The organism is Paenibacillus puerhi (assembly GCF_009846885.1).
In the GTDB taxonomy this organism is placed as follows: domain Bacteria; phylum Bacillota; class Bacilli; order Paenibacillales; family NBRC-103111; genus Paenibacillus_G; species Paenibacillus_G puerhi.
This window is the reverse complement of record NZ_WUWM01000010.1, coordinates 120,402-139,841: the sequence shown is the minus strand read 5'-3', so window position 1 is coordinate 139,841 and position 19,440 is coordinate 120,402. Positions and strand designations below refer to the sequence as shown.

The window sequence follows — 19,440 nt, the reverse complement described above, 5'->3', positions numbered from 1 at the left end:
CGCACACCGTACGATTGGAGCAAATTATTGCTAGAAGCAGTCAATTTATGCTATAAAAGATTTAGCTCGTCTTCGCTTGTCTACTAGCGGGACTTTTACTTAAGGAGTGAACCACAGCACTATGTCGATCGAGATGAATACGGAGGAAGTCATCAACGCCATCAAAACAAGCAAGAAGAAAACGCCAGTCAAGGTATACATCAAAGGAAACGATCTGGAGAGCATCGCATTCGGCGACGGCATCCAGACTTTTGTTTCCGGCAAGAGCGGCGTACTGTTCGGCGAGTGGAAAGACATTAAGGCTGTGCTTGACGAACAAGCCGAGAGGATCGAGGACTATGTGGTGGAGAGCGACCGCCGCAACTCTGCGATTCCTTTGCTTGACCTGAAGGGCATTCATGCGCGAATCGAACCGGGGGCGATCATCCGCGACATGGTCGATATAGGAGACAACGCCATCATTATGATGGGTGCGGTTATTAACATCGGAGCTTCCATCGGCGAAGGCACGATGATCGACATGGGCGTTGTGGTGGGCGGCCGCGTCCAGGTCGGCAGGATGTGCCACATCGGAGCCGGAGCCGTGCTGGCCGGAGTCATCGAGCCGCCTTCGGCACAGCCGGTGGTCATCGAAGACGACGTGCTTGTCGGCGCCAATGCCGTGATTTTGGAAGGCATCCGCGTGGGCCAGGGGTCGGTCGTAGCCGCCGGCGCCGTCGTCGTCGAGGACGTACCGGCATTCAGCGTAGTGGCCGGCACTCCGGCGCGCGTCATCAAGAAGGTCGACGACAAGACCAAGTCGAAAACCGAAATGTTAAAAGACCTGCGCAACTTGTAATTCGGCGCAGGCAGCTTGGGTGAGCCCGGTGCATGCAGCGCCGGGTTTTCTTTGACTCACAAGCATCCCGGCCTCGTCCGGGATGCCCTGTTCCCCGTGCCGGGGCAGCTTGCTTGTCCGGCAACTGTATTTTTTATGAAGGAGGGCTTCACGATGACCGACACATCCTCTCCGGGCCGTTTCGTCCAAATACGCCGTGACTTGCACCGGATTCCGGAGCTGGGCTTTCAGGAATTCAAGACACAGGCTTATTTGCTGGATTATCTGACCTCTCTCCCCCAGGACAGAATGGAGATTCGCACCTGGCGCACCGGCATCCTCGTTAACCTCACAGGCACGGGACCTGCACCTCGCCGCAGATACGGCTACCGGGCCGATATGGACGCGCTTCCGATTCAAGAGGATACCGGCTGCGCCTATCGCTCCGCTCATCCCGGGCTGATGCACGCTTGCGGACATGACCTTCACATGAGCATCGGTTTAGGCGTTCTCACTTACTTTACCGAGCATCCGATCTCAGACGATCTGACCTTCATCTTCCAGCCTGCGGAAGAAGGTCCGGGCGGTGCCCTCCCTATGCTGCAAAGCGAAGAGCTTCAGGACTTGCGACCGGATGAAATCTTCGCTCTGCATATTGCACCGGAGTACCCGGTGGGCACCCTTGCCGTCAAGCCCGGCATCTTGTTCGCCAACACCTCCGAGCTGTTCATCGACTTGGTCGGCAAGGGCGGCCATGCGGCTTACCCCCATCAAGCGAATGATGTGGTCATCGCCGCCTGCCAACTGGTCGGGCAGCTGCAGACGATTATTTCCCGCAACGTCAACCCGCTAGACTCGGCGGTGATTACGATCGGGAAAATTGAAGGAGGCGCCAAGCAGAACATCATTGCGGAGCAGGCTCGGCTGGAAGGAACGATCCGCACCTTATCCGCAGGTACGATGGAGCTTGTCAAATCGAGATTGGAAGCTATCGTAGGCGGCATCGAGACTTCTTTTTCCTGCCAGGCCCGCATCGATTACGGCTCCACTTACAGGCAGGTATACAATGAAGAACAAGTAACGGCCGACTTTATGACTTGGCTTCGAGAAACGCAGGAACCCTACGGCATCACGCTGCTCGAATGCACGGAAGCTATGACCGGCGAAGATTTCGGTTATTTTCTCGAAGCCATACCGGGCTTTATGTTCTGGCTTGGCGTACATGCTCCCTACGGTCTGCATCATGCCAGACTGGAGCCGGACGAAGGCGCTATCGATGCGGCTATCGGCGTCATGACGCGCTATCTGACCTGGAGGTCAAGTCAGTAAGTCCAGCAGGTTAGGAAGGGAAGAGGAATACACTTTATCCGAAAGCAGGTGCCCCGTGAACGAAAAGAAGGAAAACAGCCCATTTCGTGATTTGGTTGCCTCATGGTCCGAATTCGAAGCTCTTCGCTCTATTCTCGGTGAACCAAGTCCGCTTGCCTTGCACAAAACCGTCCGCACCCTGGATGCGCACTGCCGTCGTTTTATTGCCCTAAGCCCTTTCCTGGTGCTTTCGACGGCCAATGAACAAGGGCTATGCGATGCTTCCCCAAGAGGAGACGCTCCCGGTTTTGTATCGGTTCTGGATGACCGCCATCTGGCCATCCCGGAACGTCCCGGCAACCGGAGAATGGATTCGATCCGCAATATACTGGGCAATCCGCATATCGGCTTGTTATTTATGATTCCGGGACTCGGCGAAACCCTGCGAATCAACGGTAAGGCCTGTATCGTGCGCGATCCTGAGCTGCTGGAGTCCATGTCCGTGCAGGGACGTGCGCCTATGCTGGCAATCGGCGTGGAAGTGGAAGAAATTTTCGTCCACTGCGCCAAGGCTTTCCGCCGCTCCAAGCTGTGGGAGCCCGATAGCTGGCACGAGCATGACGAGCTGCCTGCTATCAGCCGGATGTTAGCCGACCAAGTGAAAGGTCGTCTGGAGGTCAGCGCAGAGCAGGTAGACGGATTGCTGCAAGAAAGCTACACGAAGCGAATGTACTGATTGGGAAGAAATACGAAAGCGGCCGGATTCAAGGTTTATCTCGCTGCGAATAATAAAAAGCCGCTGATGTCAGCGGCTTTTTGCTGCCTAGCTCTTCAGTCTCTTACAGCTTACGCACGAACGCCTCCAACCGATCCAATCCGGCTTCCAGCACATCCATCGCATAAGCGTACGACAAGCGGATGTACCCTTCCCCGGAGCGGGAGAATGCATCTCCCGGCATAACCGCCACCTGATGCTCGTCCAATAGCCTCATAGCAAACTCCATCGAGGAAAGTCCATAGCGCTTTATCGAAGGGAATAAATAAAACGCTCCTTCCGGCTTGTCCAGCTCGAAGCCCATTGTGGCCAACCGGTCAAACGTGTAATCCCTGCGCCGGCGGTATTCCTCCCTCATCGGCAGCGCGTCGTCTATGCCGACGGTCAGCGCCTCGACAGCCGCATACTGGCTGATGGAGCTGGCGCAAGTCACGTTGTATTGATGTACCTTGACCATATGCCGGGACAGATAGGCCGGCGCAAGCGTATAGCCGATTCTCCAACCGGTCATGGCATGGGATTTGGACAAGCCGTTGATGACCACCGTCTTCTCCCTCATACCGGCTACCGAAGCGAAGGAACGATGAGCGCCATCATAAATCAGCTCGCTATAGATCTCATCCGAGATCACGAAGATCCCGCGATCGGCCAACAGCTCTCCCAGCTCATCCTGCTCCCGCGCCGACAATATACGTCCCGTCGGGTTCGAGGGATAGCATAGTACCACGCATCGAGTGTGGTCTGTCAGGTACGGCTCCAGCAGCTCAGCCGTTAGCTTGAAGCCGTTCCCGGTCGTATCAACATACACCGGCTTTCCGCCGCAGAGACGAACCAGCGGCTCGTAGCCCGGATAGATCGGGCCCGGCAGGATGACCTCGCTGCCCTCGGTGAGCAGGGTCCTCAGCGTAATGTCCAAGGCTTGGCTGGCGCCAGCCGTCACGATGACTTCGTCAGCCGCGGCGTACTCAAGACCGTATTTCGCAAGGACAAAGCCGGCTATAGCCTCACGAAGCTCCGCCAGTCCGGCATTCGGCGTATACGCGGTCTTGTTCGACGCGAGCGCCTCCCTGCCTGCTTCGACTATATGGTCGGGCGTCGAAAAATCCGGCTGACCGATTGTCAGCGTGATCGCTCCCGGATACCGGGCGACCAGATTGGACATTTTCCGGATACCGGAGATTTCGATATCCTTCACACGAGGGTTGATCCATTGCTCCAGCTGCTTCATCCCTAACTCCGTCCTTATCGCAGTTTCAATACGTCGATCAAACGACGCATATCTTCAGGAATCGGCGCTTCAAACTCCAGATGTTCACCGGTCCTCGGGTGATCAAACCCAAGCACCGCCGCATGCAGAGCCTGGCCCTCCATCATAACACCTTTGCTCTTAGACGGTCCGTATGCCGGGTCGCCTACCAGCGGATGACCGATAAACTTCATGTGCACCCGGATTTGATGCGTTCTTCCCGTCTCCAGCTTCAGCTCCATCAGCGTATAATCGCCGAAGCGCTCCAGCACGAGGAAATGGGTCACCGCATGCTTGCTGTTGCGCTCCGTCACGGTGTACAATTTGCGGTCTCTTGGATCACGCCCGATGGGAGCATCGATCGTGCCGGTGTCATGGGGCACATTGCCATGGACAAGAGCCACATATTTGCGATTGACGCTGTGCACTTTAAGCTGCGCGGCCAAGCCGCTATGGGCCAAATCATTTTTGGCGGCCATGAGCAATCCTGACGTGTCCTTATCGATCCGATGCACGATACCCGGCCGCATGACCCCGTTGATTCCCGACAGATCCTTGCAATGATACAGCAACCCATTGACCAGCGTTCCCTTGTAATGCCCCACAGCCGGATGGACGACAAGCCCGCGAGGCTTGTTCACCACGATGAGATCGGAATCCTCGTACACGACATCCAGCGGAATAGGTTCGGCTGTTACTTCCAGCTCCTTGGGCTCGGGGATTAACAACGACAAGGCTTCGCCTGCATTCAGCTTATAATTGGGCTTTACGGTGCGTCCGTCCACGGTCGCACAGCCATCCTTAATCCATTGCTGAACTTGGGTGCGTGACGTGTCCTCCTCCAGCGCATCCGTGAGAAACTTATCGATCCGCTCGCCGGCTTCGTGCTCCTCTACCGTCCATTCCTGCCGCTGCTCCCATCGGGAATCGGCATAGTCATGATCTTGATGGTGTTCTTCACTGGGTCTGCTCACGGCTGGACGTCCCCGCTTTCCCCTTTGGTCGATTGCGCGCTCTCCTTGGCTTCACGGCGCCAGCTGATCAGCGCATCCAAGAAAACGAGAGCTACGCCGATCACGATCGCCGAGTCAGCCAGATTAAAGATCGGGAACGTATAGTAGATCGGCGGATTAAACCAATTGAACTCAAAATTAAATTGCAGGAAATCGACAACCTCTCCGAATAAAGCGCGGTCGACAAAGTTGCCCACAGCTCCTCCGAGCAGCAGACCGAGTGCAATCGGCAGTAATCTTTTGCCCTCATCAACCGTCTTCTTCAGATACCAGACAATCCCGATGACGACCAGGATCGTAACTACGATAAAGAACCATCTCTGGTTTTGCAGAATACCAAAGGCCGCTCCTTTGTTCCGATGGGAGGTAATTTGGAAAAATTCGCCGATCACCGATCGCGTTTCATTCAGCATCAAACGGTTGACGATCACCCACTTGGTGACTTGATCCAGCACGAGAACGACAAACGCGATGATATAATATTTCAGAAATTTCATGGTAACAGCCCCTTATCGCCTCTGACGTACCTACAAGGATTTACCTAGCTAAAAAAATACCGGTCCGCTTACACTATGCTTATGCAACACACTCAAGGAGGCGAAGATCATGTCCCCCGTTCCATCCCGGCCAAACCACTTGACCGACATGCAATTGGGCGAATTAAGCGCACAGCTCCGGGAGGAAGGCCGCTGGCTGGAGGCGCATATATCGGAAGACCAGCACAAAGGGCTGGAGAATTCAATGCGCGACCAAACAGGCGAGCTATCCGCTTATGATAACCATCCGGCCGATCTGGGCAGCGAAATGTTCGAGCGCGGCAAGGATATCGCTCTGCTGGAAAATGCGGAGCGACATCTCTCCGACGTCCAAGCCGCTCTGTCCCGTATGGAAAACGGAAAGTACGGCAGCTGCCTCGCCTGCGGTCAGCCTATCCCTTTCGAGCGGCTGCAGGCCCTGCCCACCGCTTCTTATTGCATGGAGCATGTGCTTGACCCGAATGAGTCCGAGCGGCGGCCGGTTGAAGAAAAGCTGCTCGCTCCTCCCTTCGGCCGGACAAGTCTGGACGAGAGGACGGAACAGAACCGGTTTGACGGCGAAGACGCATGGCAGATCGTCGAAAGCTGGGGCACCTCCAACACGCCTGCAATGGCTGAAAACCCCAATGTATCATCCACGTATGACCAGATGGAAATTGAAGCCGATGAGCACGACGGCTACGTCGAGTCCTTCGAAAGCTTTGTCGCCACCGATCTGTACGGGCAGCATGTCTCTATTGTCCGCAACAGGGCCTATCGGGATTACATCCAAAGCGGCGAAGGCGACTCCCTGCTGGAGTCGGAGAATATGCTGGAGGACGACTACGATCCTACCCGCTGACCGGGTATGAACTGCAGACTCTGCAGTTCATTCGGATTTCCGCTTCTTAGCCGTACGTTAAGGGCCGCTGGGGCCCTTAACGTACTTAAGCCTTTCCGAAACCTTAGCCTAAGCGTTTGCTTCCAATACTTCAGCGCAGCGCTTGCACAGCGTAGGGTGCTTCTCGTCCTGGCCTACCTCAGGCGTCACGATCCAGCAGCGCTCGCACTTCTCGCCATCCGCTACTGCGATGCGGACACTCGTATTCTTGAAATGCGCCGAGCCTTCCGGAGCAGCTGCTCCCGCTTCGTTCACCACGACATCCGATACAATGAACAGCAGGTCGAGACGCTCGAAGCCCGAAAGCAGGTTGGCCGTTTCTTCGGTAGGATACAGATGCACCGAGGCGCTCAAGGAATTGCCGATCAGCTTCTCTTTGCGCGCTTCCTCCAGTGCTTTCAGCACGTCGTCGCGCAAGTCGTTGAACTTCTCCCACTTTTCTTCCAACTCCTGATTGAACAGCGTAGTATCTACTTCCGGCAAGTAAGCAAGCTGCACGCTGGCTTCCTCCACGCCCGGAATGTATTTCCACACCTCATCGGCCGTATGCGGCAAGATAGGAGCAATCAGCTTAGTTATTGCCGTAAGCGTGTCGTACAATACGGTTTGCGCCGCTTTGCGTTCCGAGTCATGCGCAGCGCTGGCGTACAGACGGTCCTTCAGAATGTCCAGATAAAAGGCGCTCAGCTCCACAGCGCAGAAATGATGAATGGCTTGATACACAACATGGAACTCATAGTTGTCATAAGCCTGGATAACCTTCTGCGTCATCCGGTGAAGCCGGATCAGAGCGAACCGGTCAAGCTCGCCAAGCTGCGATACGTCCACCCGTTCGGCAGACGGGTTAAAATCAGACAGATTGCCGAGCAGGAAGCGCAGCGTATTGCGAATTTTCCGGTATCCCTCCGACGTTTGCGTCAAGATATTGTCGGAGATTCGCTGATCCGCCTGGAAGTCCGTAGACGATACCCATAGCCGCAAAATGTCCGCTCCCAGCTTGTCGCAAACCTTATTCGGATCTACGGTGTTGCCCAGGGACTTGGACATTTTCCGACCTTCGCCATCCAGCGTGAAGCCATGACTCAGGATGCCGTTATAGGGAGACTGGCCTTTGACGGCAACCCCGGTAATTAGCGACGAGTTATACCAGCCGCGATACTGATCTGAGCCTTCAAGGTATAAATCCGCCGGCCATTGCAGCTCTTCCCTCGATTCCAGAACCGCCACATGGCTGGAGCCTGAGTCGAACCAAACATCCATAATATCGGTCTCTTTGCGGAAATGATCATGTCCGCACGAAGGACATACCGTGCCCGACGGCAGCAGCTCCTTCTCATCGCGCAGGAACCAGGCGTTCGAGCCTTCCTCTTCGAAGATTTGAGCTACATGCTCGATCGTGGACTCGTTGACGAGCGGCTCGTTGCAGCTGCGGCAGTAAAAGATCGGAATCGGCACGCCCCATGCGCGTTGACGGGAAATGCACCAGTCGCCGCGCTCGGCGATCATATTGTGAAGACGGATCTCTCCCCATTCCGGCGTCCAATCAATTCGCTTGATCTCGTCAAGCATCTCCTGCCGGAACTTATCGATAGAAGCAAACCATTGCTCAGTCGCCCGGTAGATGACAGGCTTCTTCGTACGCCAGTCATGCGGATACTGATGCTGGATCGTCGTCGAATGAAGCACATGCCCGCTTTCTTGAAGACCGTCAACGATAACCTTGTTGGCTTTCTCATAGAACATGCCCTCAAAGCCGGGAGCTTCTGCGGTGAAATGCCCTTGATCGTCTACCGGACACAGCACGCCCAGGTTATAGCGCTGGCCGATCGCGAAGTCGTCTTCCCCATGACCGGGAGCCGTATGAACGCAGCCTGTACCGGCATCGAGCGTGACATGCTCTCCGACCATGACCAGCGAGGTACGGTCATATAGCGGATGCTTGCACAATACATGCTCCAGGTCGCTGCCCTTGTACGAAGCCAGCACGTTCACATCCGTCCAGCCGATTTCCTTCGAGGCCGCCTCAAGCAAGCCCTCTGCCAGTACAAACTTGCGTCCTGCGGCTTCCACCAGCACATAGTTGAAGTCCGGATGCAGGCTGATGCCCAGATTGGCCGGCAGCGTCCAAGGGGTCGTCGTCCAGATGACGATCGCCGCATCCTCAGGAAGCTTCCCCTTGCCGTCCTGCACCTGGAAGGCCACATAGATGGAAGTGGACGTCTTGTCCTTGTATTCGATCTCCGCTTCGGCAAGTGCGCTCTCCGATGAAGGAGACCAGTACACCGGCTTCAGACCCTTATAGATGTAGCCTTTGTTCACCATGCCGCCGAAGACGCGAATCTGCTGCGCCTCGTATTTCGGCTGAAGCGTAATATAAGGGTTATCCCAGTCGCCCCGGATACCAAGACGTCTAAACTGCTGCTTCTGCTTTTCCACCCATTGGAGCGCATAGTCTTTGCAATAGTCGCGGAACTCCGACACGCTCATCTTCTTGCGGTCGACTTTGCCGCCGTTTGCGATAGCCTGCTCGATCGGCAGACCATGCGTGTCCCAGCCCGGTACGTAAGGCGCATCATAGCCTTGCATCGTCTTGAAGCGAACGATGATGTCCTTCAATACTTTATTGAGCGCATGACCGATATGAATGTCTCCGTTGGCGTAAGGAGGTCCGTCATGCAGGATGAACTTGGGCTTGCCCTTGCGGCTTTCCCTTACTAGTCGGTATATATCGATCTCATCCCAGTGCTGCTGAAGCTTCGGCTCCGCCTGGGGCAAATTTCCGCGCATCGGAAATTCCGTTTGCAGCAGGTTTAGCGTTTTTCCATAATCTACGTTTGACATTGATCTACTCACTCCTAACTTGATTCAACAAAGCTTGATTCAACAAAAAAAGACCTCGCATCCCAAAGGGACGAGAAGTCTCGCGGTACCACCCTAATTAAGACCTATCAAGCCCGGCAACTGATTCCCAGTCACTCTAGCTCGAAGTCTTCGCTTGGCGATCGATAACGGGATCATCCGATGCTCTCTACGTACTATCCGTTCAAGAGACGCTCCTGGGTGATATTCCTTGGCTGCCGAAGGCCGGGCTCTCACCAATTCCCGGTTCGCTTGCTTCGGCGGGAAACCAAGTACTCGTCCCACTCAACGCTTTGCACTATAATAACTCATGAATGTGGCTCAAAAGAGCTTGGAACTCACATAGCAGGAGTATATCCAAAAATAAGCGTAACGTCAACATAGCCGCTTAGGGCTGTTCGATTTCCGTACGTTCAAGGGAGTTCCAATCTTCCTTGCTTAGCAGCTCCAGCTGCGCCTCGATCAAGGTCCGGAAACGAGTACGGTAGATCGAAGCCTGTTTTTTCAGTTCTTCGATCTCTACGGCGACTTTTCGGGATTTGGAGAGCGACTCATTGATGATGCGGTCTGCATTTTTCTCCGCTTCCTTCAGGATAAGCTGAGCTTCTTTCTTGGAATTCGCCTTCAGCTCGTCAGCCGCCTCCTGAGCCACGATGATCGTCTTGCTCAAGGTTTCTTCGATGTTCGCAAAATGATCCAGCCGCTCTTGTATCGTTACGAGCTGATTTTGCAGCTCTTTATTCTCGCGGATCAACGCTTCATAATCCTTGATCACTTGATCGAGGAATTCGTTGACCTGATCCTCGTCATACCCGCGGAACGAACGACTGAACTCTTTGTTATGTATATCGAGCGGTGTTAAAGCCATTGTTGCACCTCCTGCAAATTTGACAAGCGTTAGGCCCGGACAATCGGCATCCATGCGTACTGCTATATTCGACAGCTGCTGGCATTTTCCTGCACACGCATACAAAAAAGTCCGGTTTGTCTCACCCTTCCGCGATGCCCGCTCCCCTGATCGCAGCAAAAAAATCGGCAACTAGACATATCTGCCGATTCGAATCCGCTGTCTGCCCTTCTTGCTCACGCCTTCCACTTCGAGAAGCTTGAAGCGCCCGAAGCCCTTCATGGAGACCACATCGCCCTCCTTCAAGGGCTTGCTCGGATCTTCCTCCTGCTTCCAGTTCACCTTGCAGCGGCCCGCCTTGATCGGCGTCAGGATTTTGGCCCGACTGAGCCGGTACACATCGCTTGCAATGCCGTCGAGTCTCATCGAAGCTACGGAAAGCTGCAGTTCCTCAAGCTTGGTCTCCGAAGGCAGAAGCTGCTCGGGAGCAAGGAGCTCGGTTCTTACATGTATCCGGTGTACCTGATTCAGCTGCAAGGCGATGTAGTCGGCGTTCTCCTCCGCGACTACGATATGACATCCGTCGGCCCGTGGATGGATATCCCCGATCTTGTCCCGCTTCAGGCCGAGATTCAGGATAGCTCCCATATAATCGCCATGATCCAGATCGGCCAAGCTATCGTCAGGCGAGTAGATCGCCAGAACGCGAATGCCCGGATCCTCGTCATCCAACACCCGGTAATCCGGCGCGACGATCGCCCTGCGGCGCTCGGCTCCGGGATAACCGCCTTCGAAGCGGACGTGAACATCCGGATGGGCGTTCGCAAGCGAAGTTAGAATAAAAGCCTGCCGGGGATCCAGGAAATCCGTCAGCTTCACGGCATGCTGTTCGGCCCTGCTTATCCATTCGGCCGCCTGGTCGACGAAGCGGTGCTCATCCGGGTGAAAATGTACATAGATGTTATCGCGTGTCAAGTTCTGTTCACCTGCAATTACGGAATAATGAAGCCAATCACCACGATGATACCCATCCCGATAAACCGAAGCGCGATAAGCGCGACGATAGGCGAGATATCGATCATGCCGCCGATCGGCGGAATAAAGCGGCGGAATATGCCCAGATAAGGCTCGCACAGCTTGCCCAGAATTTCGCCAATAAAGCTCTCACGCGCATTTGGCAGCCAGGACAACAGGACATAGGCAATTAGTACGTATTGATAAATATTAACAAGCGTGAGAATATAACCCTCAATGGAGCCCAAACTGTTCACCTCGTCTTAAGTTTAAATGCTTATTCTTCCGGTTGGGCATGCAGCAATTCGGAGATGGACCCGTGAATCTCCACGGTATCCGGCGTGCAAAGGAAAATATTCGGTCCGATCTTCGAAATGGAGCCGTTCAAGGCATATACCGTTCCGCTCAGAAAATCAACGATCCTCGTCGCCTGGTCCGGACGGACGCGATGCAGGTTCACGACGACAGGCCGGCGGTTGCGCAGATGATCGGCAATTTCCTGCGTTTCTTCATACGAACGGGGCTCGTGCAGAACGACCCGGATATTTTTTTGCGAGTGAATGCTGACGATGTTCCCTTTATTCTTACGTGATTCCTGCATTGGGGTTTCAACTTCTTCATGCTGCTCCGGATGCCGGTCCCGCTCGATCGTCTCTTCCTCTTCCTGCAAGCCGATAAGATTCATAAACTTGTTATATACGCCCATGGTTGATAGCCTCCTTGATCATTCAGTGTGTGCCGTCTGCCGACAATCCTTCCTACTCCTTACCCACGAGGACGGACCCGAGACGCACCCATGTAGCGCCTTCTTCAATCGCTACCTCGAAGTCATTGGACATCCCCATCGATAGCTCCTTCACTTCATAGCCCAGGAGCCCGCTTTCATTCAACCGGTCGCGCCACTCGCGCAGCCCCCGGAAGACAGGTCTTGTTTCCTCCGGCTCTGCTTCATAAGGAGCCATCGTCATGAGCCCGGCGATCCGAATCCCGTCGAGACCCCGGATATCCTCCACGAACGGAAGCAGCGCCTCGGGCGCAAGCCCGTATTTCGTTTCTTCGCCGGAGATGTTTACCTGCAGGAAGCAGGGGACCTGGATACCGAGTGCCACTGCCTTCTTGTCGATCTCCTTCGCGAGAGATAGCCTGTCCAGCGAATGAATGTAAGCAAACCTGCCTACGACGTCCTTCACCTTATTGGTCTGCAGGTGACCGATAAAATGCCAGGTGCCCTGCTCACCGAATGCCTCCCACTTCCCGGCTGCATCCTGCCAGCGGTTCTCGCCAATCTGATCCAGACCGGAGCGGAGAACCTCTCCGGTTGTTTCCAAAGATACATACTTTGTAACGGCAATCGTCCTAACCTCGCGCGGGTCTCGCCCCGAACGCGAGCACGCCGCGTCAATCCGTTCCTTTACCTGTTGTATGCGTTGCTGCAGTTGACTATTCATGAATACGATTCCCCTTGTCATAAGCCCTGCTCTACACCCAGGGTCATCCCGGCAAGCTTCAAGGCTGCTCTTGTCCGGCAAGTCTGGCGCCGCTAGCGCAGGCCGATCCACGCCGCCATCCTCCCCGTCCTTCCGCCTTCCTTCCGATGCGAATAGAACAAGTCGGTACGACAGCTCGTGCATAAACCACTTATTTCGATATGAGACGGCAAAATTCCTGCTTGGATGAAGATTTGTCGATTAAGCTGCTGCAAGTTCAGCTTGAACTTGCCGTCGGGCTGCGGAACATAAAAGGAAGCCTGTGCGTCCTCGCCCGCTTTAGCAGCTCCCGTCTCCGCGATGACGCGATCCATTCTCCGTACCACCGCTTCATCCACCTCATAGCAGCACGCCCCGATCGAGGGACCGACCGCCGCCCTCACATCCCGCGGCTTCGTCCCGTAAGCGGCGCTCATCGTCTCCAGAAGCGACTTTGCGATCTGGAGCGCGGTTCCCTTCCAGCCCGCATGGGCCAAGCCTACAGCTTGACGAATCGGGTCGTACACGTACAAGGGAACGCAGTCTGCGAACAGCGCGTGAAGAATCACTCCGCGCTCATTGGTGACGAAGCCGTCCTTGGCTTGAAGGGCCGTTTCCCGGGAATCCCTTCCCGCGCCGCGTTCACGCTTCGTGACGACCTGAATCTCCTTGCCATGCACTTGCTCGGCATAGGTGCAGTTCTCGAACGGGAACGCGAGCGCCTCCGCCAGCCTTCTTCGGTTCGCAACCACATCGGAAGGATCGTCTTCTACGTGAAGCCCCAAGTTCAAGCTGCCGAACGGTTCCCGGCTTACACCGCCCGATCGCGTGGTGAAGCCGGCGGTAAGCTCCGGATAGGCGCGCATCGGCGGCTCCAGCTCCAGCCATTCGCAGCCATTGTCTGCTTGCCTCCGAATAAATGGTTCCATGTCCGGCTCCCCCCCTGTCATCTATTACCACTCAGTATACACGATCCGTATCAAAAGAACACGCGCAATCCTTAATTTCCACGGGATTCGCGGTTATACTCGTAGCTGGTCTCCATCTCTTCGCGGCGGTAAGCCCGCATGTCATCGATCTTGACAAGCACCACATCCATTCCTATCTTGACGATATGCCGCCAGGGAATAATGACATCGGTCGCAGCTCCGAACAGCCCGAAGAAGCGCGGCGAGTTCGGCACCACGATCGCCTCGATCCGTCCGTTCCTCAGGTCCAGCTCCAGGTCGCTGATCTGCCCAAGCTTCTTGCCGTCTACAATATTGATGACATCCTTGGTCTGAAAGTCCGAAATTTTCAATCGGCCATCACCACCGGGCTTTAGTTGTTACTCTATACTATGTGGAAACTGGGCAAAATGTCCGCAAACAAGCAAAAAAGACCATCTCCGTCATATGTTCGGCGGATCTGGTCGGATTGTCCACAGGGTCCCTTAATCAATCAATTTTTCACGTGCTTCTGCATTTGCGAGATCGCCGACTTCTCCAGCCGGGATACTTGAGCTTGCGATATGCCGATCTCGTCGGCTACTTCCATCTGCGTTTTTCCGTCAAAAAAGCGCATGGATAAGATCATCTTCTCGCGGTCGTTCAGCTTCCTCATCGCCTCGCGCAGGGCAATTCCTTCGATCCAGGAAACATCCTTGTTGCGATCGTCGCTGATCTGGTCCATCACATAGATGGGATCGCCGCCGTCGTGATAGATCGGCTCGAACAAGGACACCGGATCCTGAATCGCATCCAGAGCGAACACCACATCCTCCTTCGGTACGTTCAGCGCCTCGGAGATTTCATAGATCGTCGGCTCGCGCGAGTTCTGATTCGTCAGCTGATCCCGAACCTGCAAAGCCTTGTACGCAATATCCCTCAAGGAACGGGATACCCGGATAGGATTGTTATCGCGCAGATATCTGCGGATTTCACCGATGATCATAGGTACCGCATACGTGGAAAACTTCACATTCTGGCTTAAATCGAAATTATCAATAGCTTTCATCAAGCCAATACAACCGACCTGAAACAAATCGTCGACGTACTCCCCCCTGTTATTGAAGCGCTGGATGACGGAAAGCACCAGACGGAGGTTGCCGTTTACTAATTTCTCTCTTGCAGACCGCTCATTTCTCGTCTGTAAAGCGACGAACAGTTCACGCATTTCCGCATTGGTCAAAACCGGTAGCTTTGCCGTATCGACGCCGCATATTTCGACTTTGTTTCGGGTCATTCGTGATTACCTCCCAAGGAGAAACATTAATGTACATTATCCCCGCGGGTACATTTTTTATGCGCAGCCTTCCAACTCGCTGGAACGCCTGTAAGAAAGCCCCTCTCGTCGTTTCGGGCCGAGAAACCGCCTTGACCCTAACGCTGCGTTAACGTTTATAATAAGGCTAACTAAAGCTGCACAAGAAAGGCGGTGGCTACCGATCCGCATTAAAGAATTAGCCGAAAGGCTGCAAATCTCCACGCGCACGATCCGATTTTATGAAGAAAAAGGATTGCTGAAGCCTGATAAACATAGCGGCAATCAGTACAGAATCTTCTCCGAGAATGAGCTTTGGCGGCTGCAGACCATCCTCTCCTTGCGCGAGGTTGGTCTTTCCCTGCACGAGATCAAGCAGGCGCTTGCCCATATCGAGGAGGGCAACGAAGGAGAGCTGCGCCATTATCTGGAGCTGCAGCGCAATGCCATGTTTACAGGATGGCTGGAGCTGAAGCAGCTGATCGAAACGACCGACCGCATGATTGAACTGCTCGATGAACAGAAAACGCTCGCGCCCGAAGACGTCTTCCCGCTCGCCGAGAGCTCCAAGAGGCTTCGCGAAATCCGCAGCCGCAAGGAAAGCGCTTGGAATTTCGACCAGCAGGCCTCCTCGTACGATGACCGCGTTCGCAACGGCGAGATGGCCTCCGGCGCCCGCGTGAGATATGATCAGCTACTAGACCATATTGCCCGGCAGCTCGCACCTAAGGCCGGCGAACGGGGACTGGATATCGGGACGGGCACCGGAAACCTGGCCGGCAAGCTTCTGGCCCCAGGAGTCCGTATGTCTGCGATCGACAGCTCCAGGGAGATGCTGAAGCAGTGCCGGATCAAATTTCCCTCGCTCGAAACCCGGCTTGGCAATTTCCTGGCAATTCCGTATCTGGATGCGCATTTCGACTTCGCAGCGACCAGCTTTGCCTTTCACTATTTGTCGCCCGAGCAGAGGCCTGTAGCCGTCAGCGAGATGCTCCGTGTGCTGAAGCCAGGCGGCCGATTGTGCATCTCGGACTTTATGTTCGTGGATGAGACGCAGAAACGTCAGTTTCTGACCGATCGCCACCAGTACGACGAGTTTAGCCGGGTGCCCCTCAGCGAAATCGAGGATTACGCCATGCTCGCGAGTCTCCGGGAAGAGCTGGAGGCTGCGGGCTGCGACGTTTCCTGCGAAGCCTACAGCTCCCTGCTGCATATTGTGTATGCGCGTAAGCCATAGACGCGATAGCGAGTCCGACTTTTACAGCCATAGATAACCCGCAGAAAAACCCTCAACACCGCCGTTGCCGGGAGTTGAGGGTTTTAGCTCGCAGAGTCGAAGACTGCTAGACCATTTTATTGAATTCCTTGCGCAATCTCTTGATGATTCGCTTCTCCAGCCTGGATATGTAGGATTGGGAGATGCCCAGCATATCCGCCACATCCTTCTGGGTCTTTTCCTCCCCGTTCTGCAGCCCGAAGCGCAGCTCCATGATGATACGCTCCCGCTCCGTCAGTTTATCCAATGCCTTGTGCAGCAGCTTCCGGTCCACCTGCTCCTCTATATTCCGGTAGATGGTATCATTCTCCGTGCCCAGCACGTCCGAAAGCAATAGCTCATTGCCGTCCCAATCGATATTCAGCGGTTCGTCGAACGAAACCTCCGTTCGAATCTTGCTGTTGCGTCGCAAATACATCAGAATTTCATTCTCAATGCACCGGGAAGCGTAGGTGGCGAGCTTGATTTTTTTCTCCGGGTCGAACGTATTGACTGCCTTGATCAACCCGATCGCGCCGATCGACACCAGATCCTCGATATTAATCCCGGTATTCTCGAATTTGCGCGCAATATAAACGACTAGACGCAGGTTGCGCTCGATTAGCACCCCCCGGATGGCTGCATCACCCGACGGAAGCTTTTCCAGCAAATACTCTTCCTCTTCGCGGGTGAGCGGCGGCGGCAGCGCTTCGCTTCCTCCGATGTAGTAAATTTCATTCCCTTTGATCCCGAGCAGAAGTAGAAGACGGAAATACATGATATACAGCGTCAGCTTCCATTTAACTAGCATGTTCGGCTTCCTCCTGTTCCAGGTGTGGTTGATCGATGCCTGCCGGCAATCGCGTATGCATACCGCCCTATGTTCCGCTGCCTGTCTGAACAAGCGACGGATGAATGATGGCCTGATAAGCGTTGTCCGAGCTAAGTCGCCCGCCATCCAATCCGATCAGCACCTTAAACGTCTCGGTCTGTCCCTGCTCCGTTGTAATAACCACCTTGTCCGGCTTCAAGGCCAGCATAAACTGCGTGCCCCGGTTCACCCCTCTGTAGGGCACAAGCCGCAGCCTGTCCTGCCAAATGAAGGAATCCGTCCCGATCGAGCTTACGATCTGGTCCACCTCCGCCCGGCGTATCTTATCCATCCACGTTTCGGGGATCCACTCTCCCCACTGTGAAGCCTCCATGACCATAACAGGCGTTCTCGTGAGCGGATCATATAGCTGGTTCCCGGTGTCAATCAAGCCCATGCAGCTGGAAGCTACACTATCGATGTGTACGTCTACCTTCGCCGTGTGCGTTAACAGCTCTTGCTTGCGCTTCATTGCCCGAATCACCGTACGAGTTATCCAGACGGCCAGGGGGATACCGACCGCAATCAGCGTCAATGTACCGGTGAGCCCGCGTCCCAGCAATATCCCATTCAGCAGTTCATCGGCCGATTGCCTTACATACATACAGCCGACGACAACACCCGCGGCCACAAAGTTGACCATATAGAACATGCCCAGATTCCGCATAAAATGCTGCAGTCCCCCGAAGCCAAAAGCCGTCCATAACATGATCAGCGAGAACAGAAACTTGACGAGAAAAGTGTACAGAAAGCCAAGCGGCGGAAAAAATAAAAAAATGGCATAGCTGCCGCCGATCATAGCGGCGAGCAAAAGCCGCCAAAATCGAAAACGCAGCTTTCGCGACCAGGCGGTGGTCCACATCAATGCGCCGTCTATCAGCACATTCATTAGGAAAATGATATCGAGGTACACGACCATTTCCCTTCACCTCCTTCGCGCGCCGCCGGCCCTATCCGCGAATGAGACAAGTATATAAGAATCCTATTCCAAAGTCTGTCTAATCATGCCGCCCGAACGAGACTATTTTTGTCGCTTCCTGGGAGGGTGGCCAGCCGCTGATTGAACGCAAAAAAGCCGATCTCTTAGGATCGGCCGGGGAACTTCTCTTGATCTACTAATTACCTGTACTTTATTATTTTTACTTATTATCGAAACCACCGCGGTTGCGGTTGCGCAAAAACGCAGGAATATCAAGCTGGTCGCTGGAGGGTTGTCCTCCGAACGGCCGAAGGTTATTCATACGGGAATCAGCCGCTTCCTGCGGCTGGCCAGCCCCGGTCGGAGCTCCTGGAGCAGCCGGCTTCTTCTGAGGCTGAGCTGTCAGGTTCTTATGCTCGAAGCCCGTGGCTATGACCGTGACCATAATCTCATCCTTCAGTCTTTCATCGATCACGGCACCGAAGATCATATTCACTTCCAGATCGGAAGCGGATGCGACGATATCGGCCGCTTCGTTTACTTCATACAAGGACAGATTGGCTCCGCCCGTAATGTTCAACAGTACGCCGCGCGCGCCATCGATCGACGTTTCGAGCAATGGCGACATGATGGCTTGCTTGGCTGCATCCGCTGCGCGATTTTCGCCTGTTCCCATACCGATTCCCATCAAAGCGGAGCCACGCTCCGTCATAATGGTTTTAACGTCGGCAAAGTCCAGGTTGATCAGCCCCGGAACCGCGATCAAATCCGAAATGCCTTGTACGCCCTGACGCAGGACATTGTCCGCCGTACGGAACGCTTCAAGCATTGGCGTCTTTTTATCGACGATCTCAAGAAGACGGTCATTAGGGATCACGATCAGCGTATCGACTTTCTCCTTCAGGGAGGCGATGCCCTGATCGGCCTGGAGTGCCCGCTTACGGCCCTCGAAGGTGAACGGCCGCGTGACGACGCCGACCGTCAGAGCTCCACATTCCTTGGCAATCTCAGCGATCACCGGAGCAGCGCCCGTACCCGTACCGCCTCCCATACCTGCGGTAACGAAAACCATATCCGAGCCTTTCAGTGCATTGAAGATCAGCTCGCGGGATTCTTCCGCCGCTTTCTTCCCGACTTCCGGGTTCGCACCTGCGCCTAGACCGCGTGTCAGCTTGTCTCCAATCTGCAGCTTGGTCTCAGACTTCGATAGATGAAGAGCTTGCGCATCCGTATTCACCGTGATGAATTCTACGCCTTGGACGCCATTTTCGATCATCCGGTTCACGGCGTTGCTTCCGCCGCCACCGCAGCCGATGACCTTTATTTTAGCCAGATGGTCCGTATCCATATCAAATTCAAACATACTAGCGTCTTCCCCCTCATTAGGCTTTCA

The 19,440-nt window shown here is 54.6% G+C and carries 20 protein-coding genes and 1 other annotated feature; of the genes, 5 read left to right on the top strand and 15 right to left on the bottom strand.

Annotated features, from left to right (window positions below):
- The first annotated feature begins 121 nt into the window (after nucleotides 1–121).
- The 3 genes from dapD (at nucleotide 122) to GSF01_RS11380 (ending at nucleotide 2,861) form a co-directional block, all read left to right on the top strand.
- Nucleotides 122–838, top strand: a complete 717-nt coding sequence (dapD, locus tag GSF01_RS11390) for a 2,3,4,5-tetrahydropyridine-2,6-dicarboxylate N-acetyltransferase (RefSeq protein WP_159884004.1) — start codon at nucleotides 122–124, stop codon at nucleotides 836–838.
- A 153-nt stretch (nucleotides 839–991) separates the two neighbouring features.
- Nucleotides 992–2,146: an N-acetyldiaminopimelate deacetylase gene (locus tag GSF01_RS11385; protein ID WP_159884002.1), complete on the top strand. Its 1,155-nt coding sequence runs from the start codon at nucleotides 992–994 to the stop codon at nucleotides 2,144–2,146.
- 55 nt (nucleotides 2,147–2,201) lie between these two features.
- Entirely contained in the window at nucleotides 2,202–2,861 is a 660-nt protein-coding gene (locus GSF01_RS11380; protein WP_159884000.1) for a pyridoxamine 5'-phosphate oxidase family protein, read from the top strand.
- Nucleotides 2,862–2,964: 103 nt separating this feature from the next.
- Here the strand turns inward: GSF01_RS11380 and GSF01_RS11375 are convergent, their stop codons facing one another.
- The 3 genes from GSF01_RS11375 to lspA are packed head-to-tail and all read right to left on the bottom strand — an operon-like array spanning nucleotide 2,965 to nucleotide 5,647.
- A complete protein-coding gene (locus tag GSF01_RS11375) occupies nucleotides 2,965–4,128 on the bottom strand; it encodes an aminotransferase A (protein ID WP_159883998.1) in 1,164 nt (387 codons plus the stop codon).
- Nucleotides 4,129–4,142: 14 nt separating this feature from the next.
- Complete coding sequence (locus GSF01_RS11370) at nucleotides 4,143–5,120, bottom strand: RluA family pseudouridine synthase (protein ID WP_159883995.1); 978 nt, start codon at nucleotides 5,118–5,120, stop codon at nucleotides 4,143–4,145.
- Nucleotides 5,117–5,647 carry a signal peptidase II gene (gene lspA / locus GSF01_RS11365; protein WP_159884101.1) on the bottom strand — a complete coding sequence of 177 codons (531 nt, stop codon included), beginning with the start codon at nucleotides 5,645–5,647 and terminating at the stop codon, nucleotides 5,117–5,119. The genes GSF01_RS11370 and lspA overlap by 4 nt, the downstream gene beginning before the upstream one ends.
- Nucleotides 5,648–5,765: 118 nt before the next feature.
- Here lspA and GSF01_RS11360 point away from each other — a divergent pair, with 118 nt between their 5' ends.
- Entirely contained in the window at nucleotides 5,766–6,536 is a 771-nt protein-coding gene (locus GSF01_RS11360; protein ID WP_159883993.1) for a TraR/DksA C4-type zinc finger protein, read from the top strand.
- Between the two features lie 108 nt (nucleotides 6,537–6,644).
- Here GSF01_RS11360 and ileS read toward each other — a convergent pair whose 3' ends face one another.
- From ileS to sigG, 9 genes are all read right to left on the bottom strand, one after another.
- Nucleotides 6,645–9,416: an isoleucine--tRNA ligase gene (ileS, locus tag GSF01_RS11355; protein WP_159883991.1), complete on the bottom strand. Its 2,772-nt coding sequence runs from the start codon at nucleotides 9,414–9,416 to the stop codon at nucleotides 6,645–6,647.
- Between the two features lie 63 nt (nucleotides 9,417–9,479).
- Nucleotides 9,480–9,732 (bottom strand) — a binding site (T-box leader).
- 90 nt (nucleotides 9,733–9,822) lie between these two features.
- Nucleotides 9,823–10,302, bottom strand: a complete 480-nt coding sequence (locus GSF01_RS11350; RefSeq protein WP_159883989.1) for a DivIVA domain-containing protein — start codon at nucleotides 10,300–10,302, stop codon at nucleotides 9,823–9,825.
- Nucleotides 10,303–10,473: 171 nt separating this feature from the next.
- Nucleotides 10,474–11,256 carry a YlmH family RNA-binding protein gene (locus tag GSF01_RS11345; protein ID WP_159883987.1) on the bottom strand — a complete coding sequence of 261 codons (783 nt, stop codon included), beginning with the start codon at nucleotides 11,254–11,256 and terminating at the stop codon, nucleotides 10,474–10,476.
- Nucleotides 11,257–11,273: 17 nt separating this feature from the next.
- Complete coding sequence (locus tag GSF01_RS11340) at nucleotides 11,274–11,543, bottom strand: YggT family protein (RefSeq protein WP_159883985.1); 270 nt, start codon at nucleotides 11,541–11,543, stop codon at nucleotides 11,274–11,276.
- A gap of 29 nt (nucleotides 11,544–11,572) precedes the next feature.
- Nucleotides 11,573–12,001, bottom strand: a complete 429-nt coding sequence (locus GSF01_RS11335) for a cell division protein SepF (RefSeq protein ID WP_159883983.1) — start codon at nucleotides 11,999–12,001, stop codon at nucleotides 11,573–11,575.
- A gap of 52 nt (nucleotides 12,002–12,053) precedes the next feature.
- On the bottom strand, nucleotides 12,054–12,743 hold the full coding sequence (locus tag GSF01_RS11330; protein ID WP_159883981.1) for a YggS family pyridoxal phosphate-dependent enzyme: 690 nt from the start codon (nucleotides 12,741–12,743) through the stop codon (nucleotides 12,054–12,056).
- A gap of 92 nt (nucleotides 12,744–12,835) precedes the next feature.
- Nucleotides 12,836–13,690 (bottom strand): peptidoglycan editing factor PgeF, encoded by an 855-nt coding sequence (pgeF, locus tag GSF01_RS11325; protein ID WP_159883979.1) that lies wholly within the window; start codon nucleotides 13,688–13,690, stop codon nucleotides 12,836–12,838.
- A 71-nt stretch (nucleotides 13,691–13,761) separates the two neighbouring features.
- Entirely contained in the window at nucleotides 13,762–14,061 is a 300-nt protein-coding gene (locus tag GSF01_RS11320; RefSeq protein WP_159883976.1) for a YlmC/YmxH family sporulation protein, read from the bottom strand.
- Nucleotides 14,062–14,201: 140 nt separating this feature from the next.
- Nucleotides 14,202–14,984, bottom strand: coding sequence for an RNA polymerase sporulation sigma factor SigG (gene sigG / locus GSF01_RS11315; RefSeq protein ID WP_159883974.1), 783 nt, complete (start codon nucleotides 14,982–14,984; stop codon nucleotides 14,202–14,204).
- A 157-nt stretch (nucleotides 14,985–15,141) separates the two neighbouring features.
- Between sigG and GSF01_RS11310 the strand changes: the two genes are divergently transcribed.
- Nucleotides 15,142–16,239 (top strand): MerR family transcriptional regulator, encoded by a 1,098-nt coding sequence (locus GSF01_RS11310; RefSeq protein WP_328803671.1) that lies wholly within the window; start codon nucleotides 15,142–15,144, stop codon nucleotides 16,237–16,239.
- A 106-nt stretch (nucleotides 16,240–16,345) separates the two neighbouring features.
- Here the strand turns inward: GSF01_RS11310 and sigE are convergent, their stop codons facing one another.
- The 3 genes from sigE to ftsZ form a co-directional block, all read right to left on the bottom strand.
- Complete coding sequence (sigE, locus tag GSF01_RS11305) at nucleotides 16,346–17,068, bottom strand: RNA polymerase sporulation sigma factor SigE (RefSeq protein ID WP_159883972.1); 723 nt, start codon at nucleotides 17,066–17,068, stop codon at nucleotides 16,346–16,348.
- Nucleotides 17,069–17,135: 67 nt separating this feature from the next.
- The gene (gene spoIIGA / locus GSF01_RS11300) at nucleotides 17,136–18,047 is read right to left on the bottom strand and encodes a sigma-E processing peptidase SpoIIGA (RefSeq protein WP_159883970.1); all 912 of its coding nucleotides are present in this window, start codon (nucleotides 18,045–18,047) and stop codon (nucleotides 17,136–17,138) included.
- Nucleotides 18,048–18,267: 220 nt separating this feature from the next.
- Nucleotides 18,268–19,410 (bottom strand): cell division protein FtsZ, encoded by a 1,143-nt coding sequence (gene ftsZ / locus GSF01_RS11295; protein ID WP_159883968.1) that lies wholly within the window; start codon nucleotides 19,408–19,410, stop codon nucleotides 18,268–18,270.
- Nucleotides 19,411–19,440 lie beyond the last annotated feature (30 nt).

Coding starts and splice junctions, on each gene's coding strand:
- ileS (WP_159883991.1), bottom strand. CDS start 9,416: ATGTCAAACGTAGATTATGGAAAAACGCTAAACCTGCTGCAAACGGAA.
- pgeF (WP_159883979.1), bottom strand. CDS start 13,690: ATGGAACCATTTATTCGGAGGCAAGCAGACAATGGCTGCGAATGGCTG.
- dapD (WP_159884004.1), top strand. CDS start 122: ATGTCGATCGAGATGAATACGGAGGAAGTCATCAACGCCATCAAAACA.
- GSF01_RS11360 (WP_159883993.1), top strand. CDS start 5,766: ATGTCCCCCGTTCCATCCCGGCCAAACCACTTGACCGACATGCAATTG.
- GSF01_RS11330 (WP_159883981.1), bottom strand. CDS start 12,743: ATGAATAGTCAACTGCAGCAACGCATACAACAGGTAAAGGAACGGATT.
- sigG (WP_159883974.1), bottom strand. CDS start 14,984: ATGACCCGAAACAAAGTCGAAATATGCGGCGTCGATACGGCAAAGCTA.
- ftsZ (WP_159883968.1), bottom strand. CDS start 19,410: ATGTTTGAATTTGATATGGATACGGACCATCTGGCTAAAATAAAGGTC.
- GSF01_RS11375 (WP_159883998.1), bottom strand. CDS start 4,128: ATGAAGCAGCTGGAGCAATGGATCAACCCTCGTGTGAAGGATATCGAA.
- GSF01_RS11350 (WP_159883989.1), bottom strand. CDS start 10,302: ATGGCTTTAACACCGCTCGATATACATAACAAAGAGTTCAGTCGTTCG.
- GSF01_RS11385 (WP_159884002.1), top strand. CDS start 992: ATGACCGACACATCCTCTCCGGGCCGTTTCGTCCAAATACGCCGTGAC.
- sigE (WP_159883972.1), bottom strand. CDS start 17,068: ATGCTAGTTAAATGGAAGCTGACGCTGTATATCATGTATTTCCGTCTT.
- spoIIGA (WP_159883970.1), bottom strand. CDS start 18,047: ATGGTCGTGTACCTCGATATCATTTTCCTAATGAATGTGCTGATAGAC.
- GSF01_RS11335 (WP_159883983.1), bottom strand. CDS start 12,001: ATGGGCGTATATAACAAGTTTATGAATCTTATCGGCTTGCAGGAAGAG.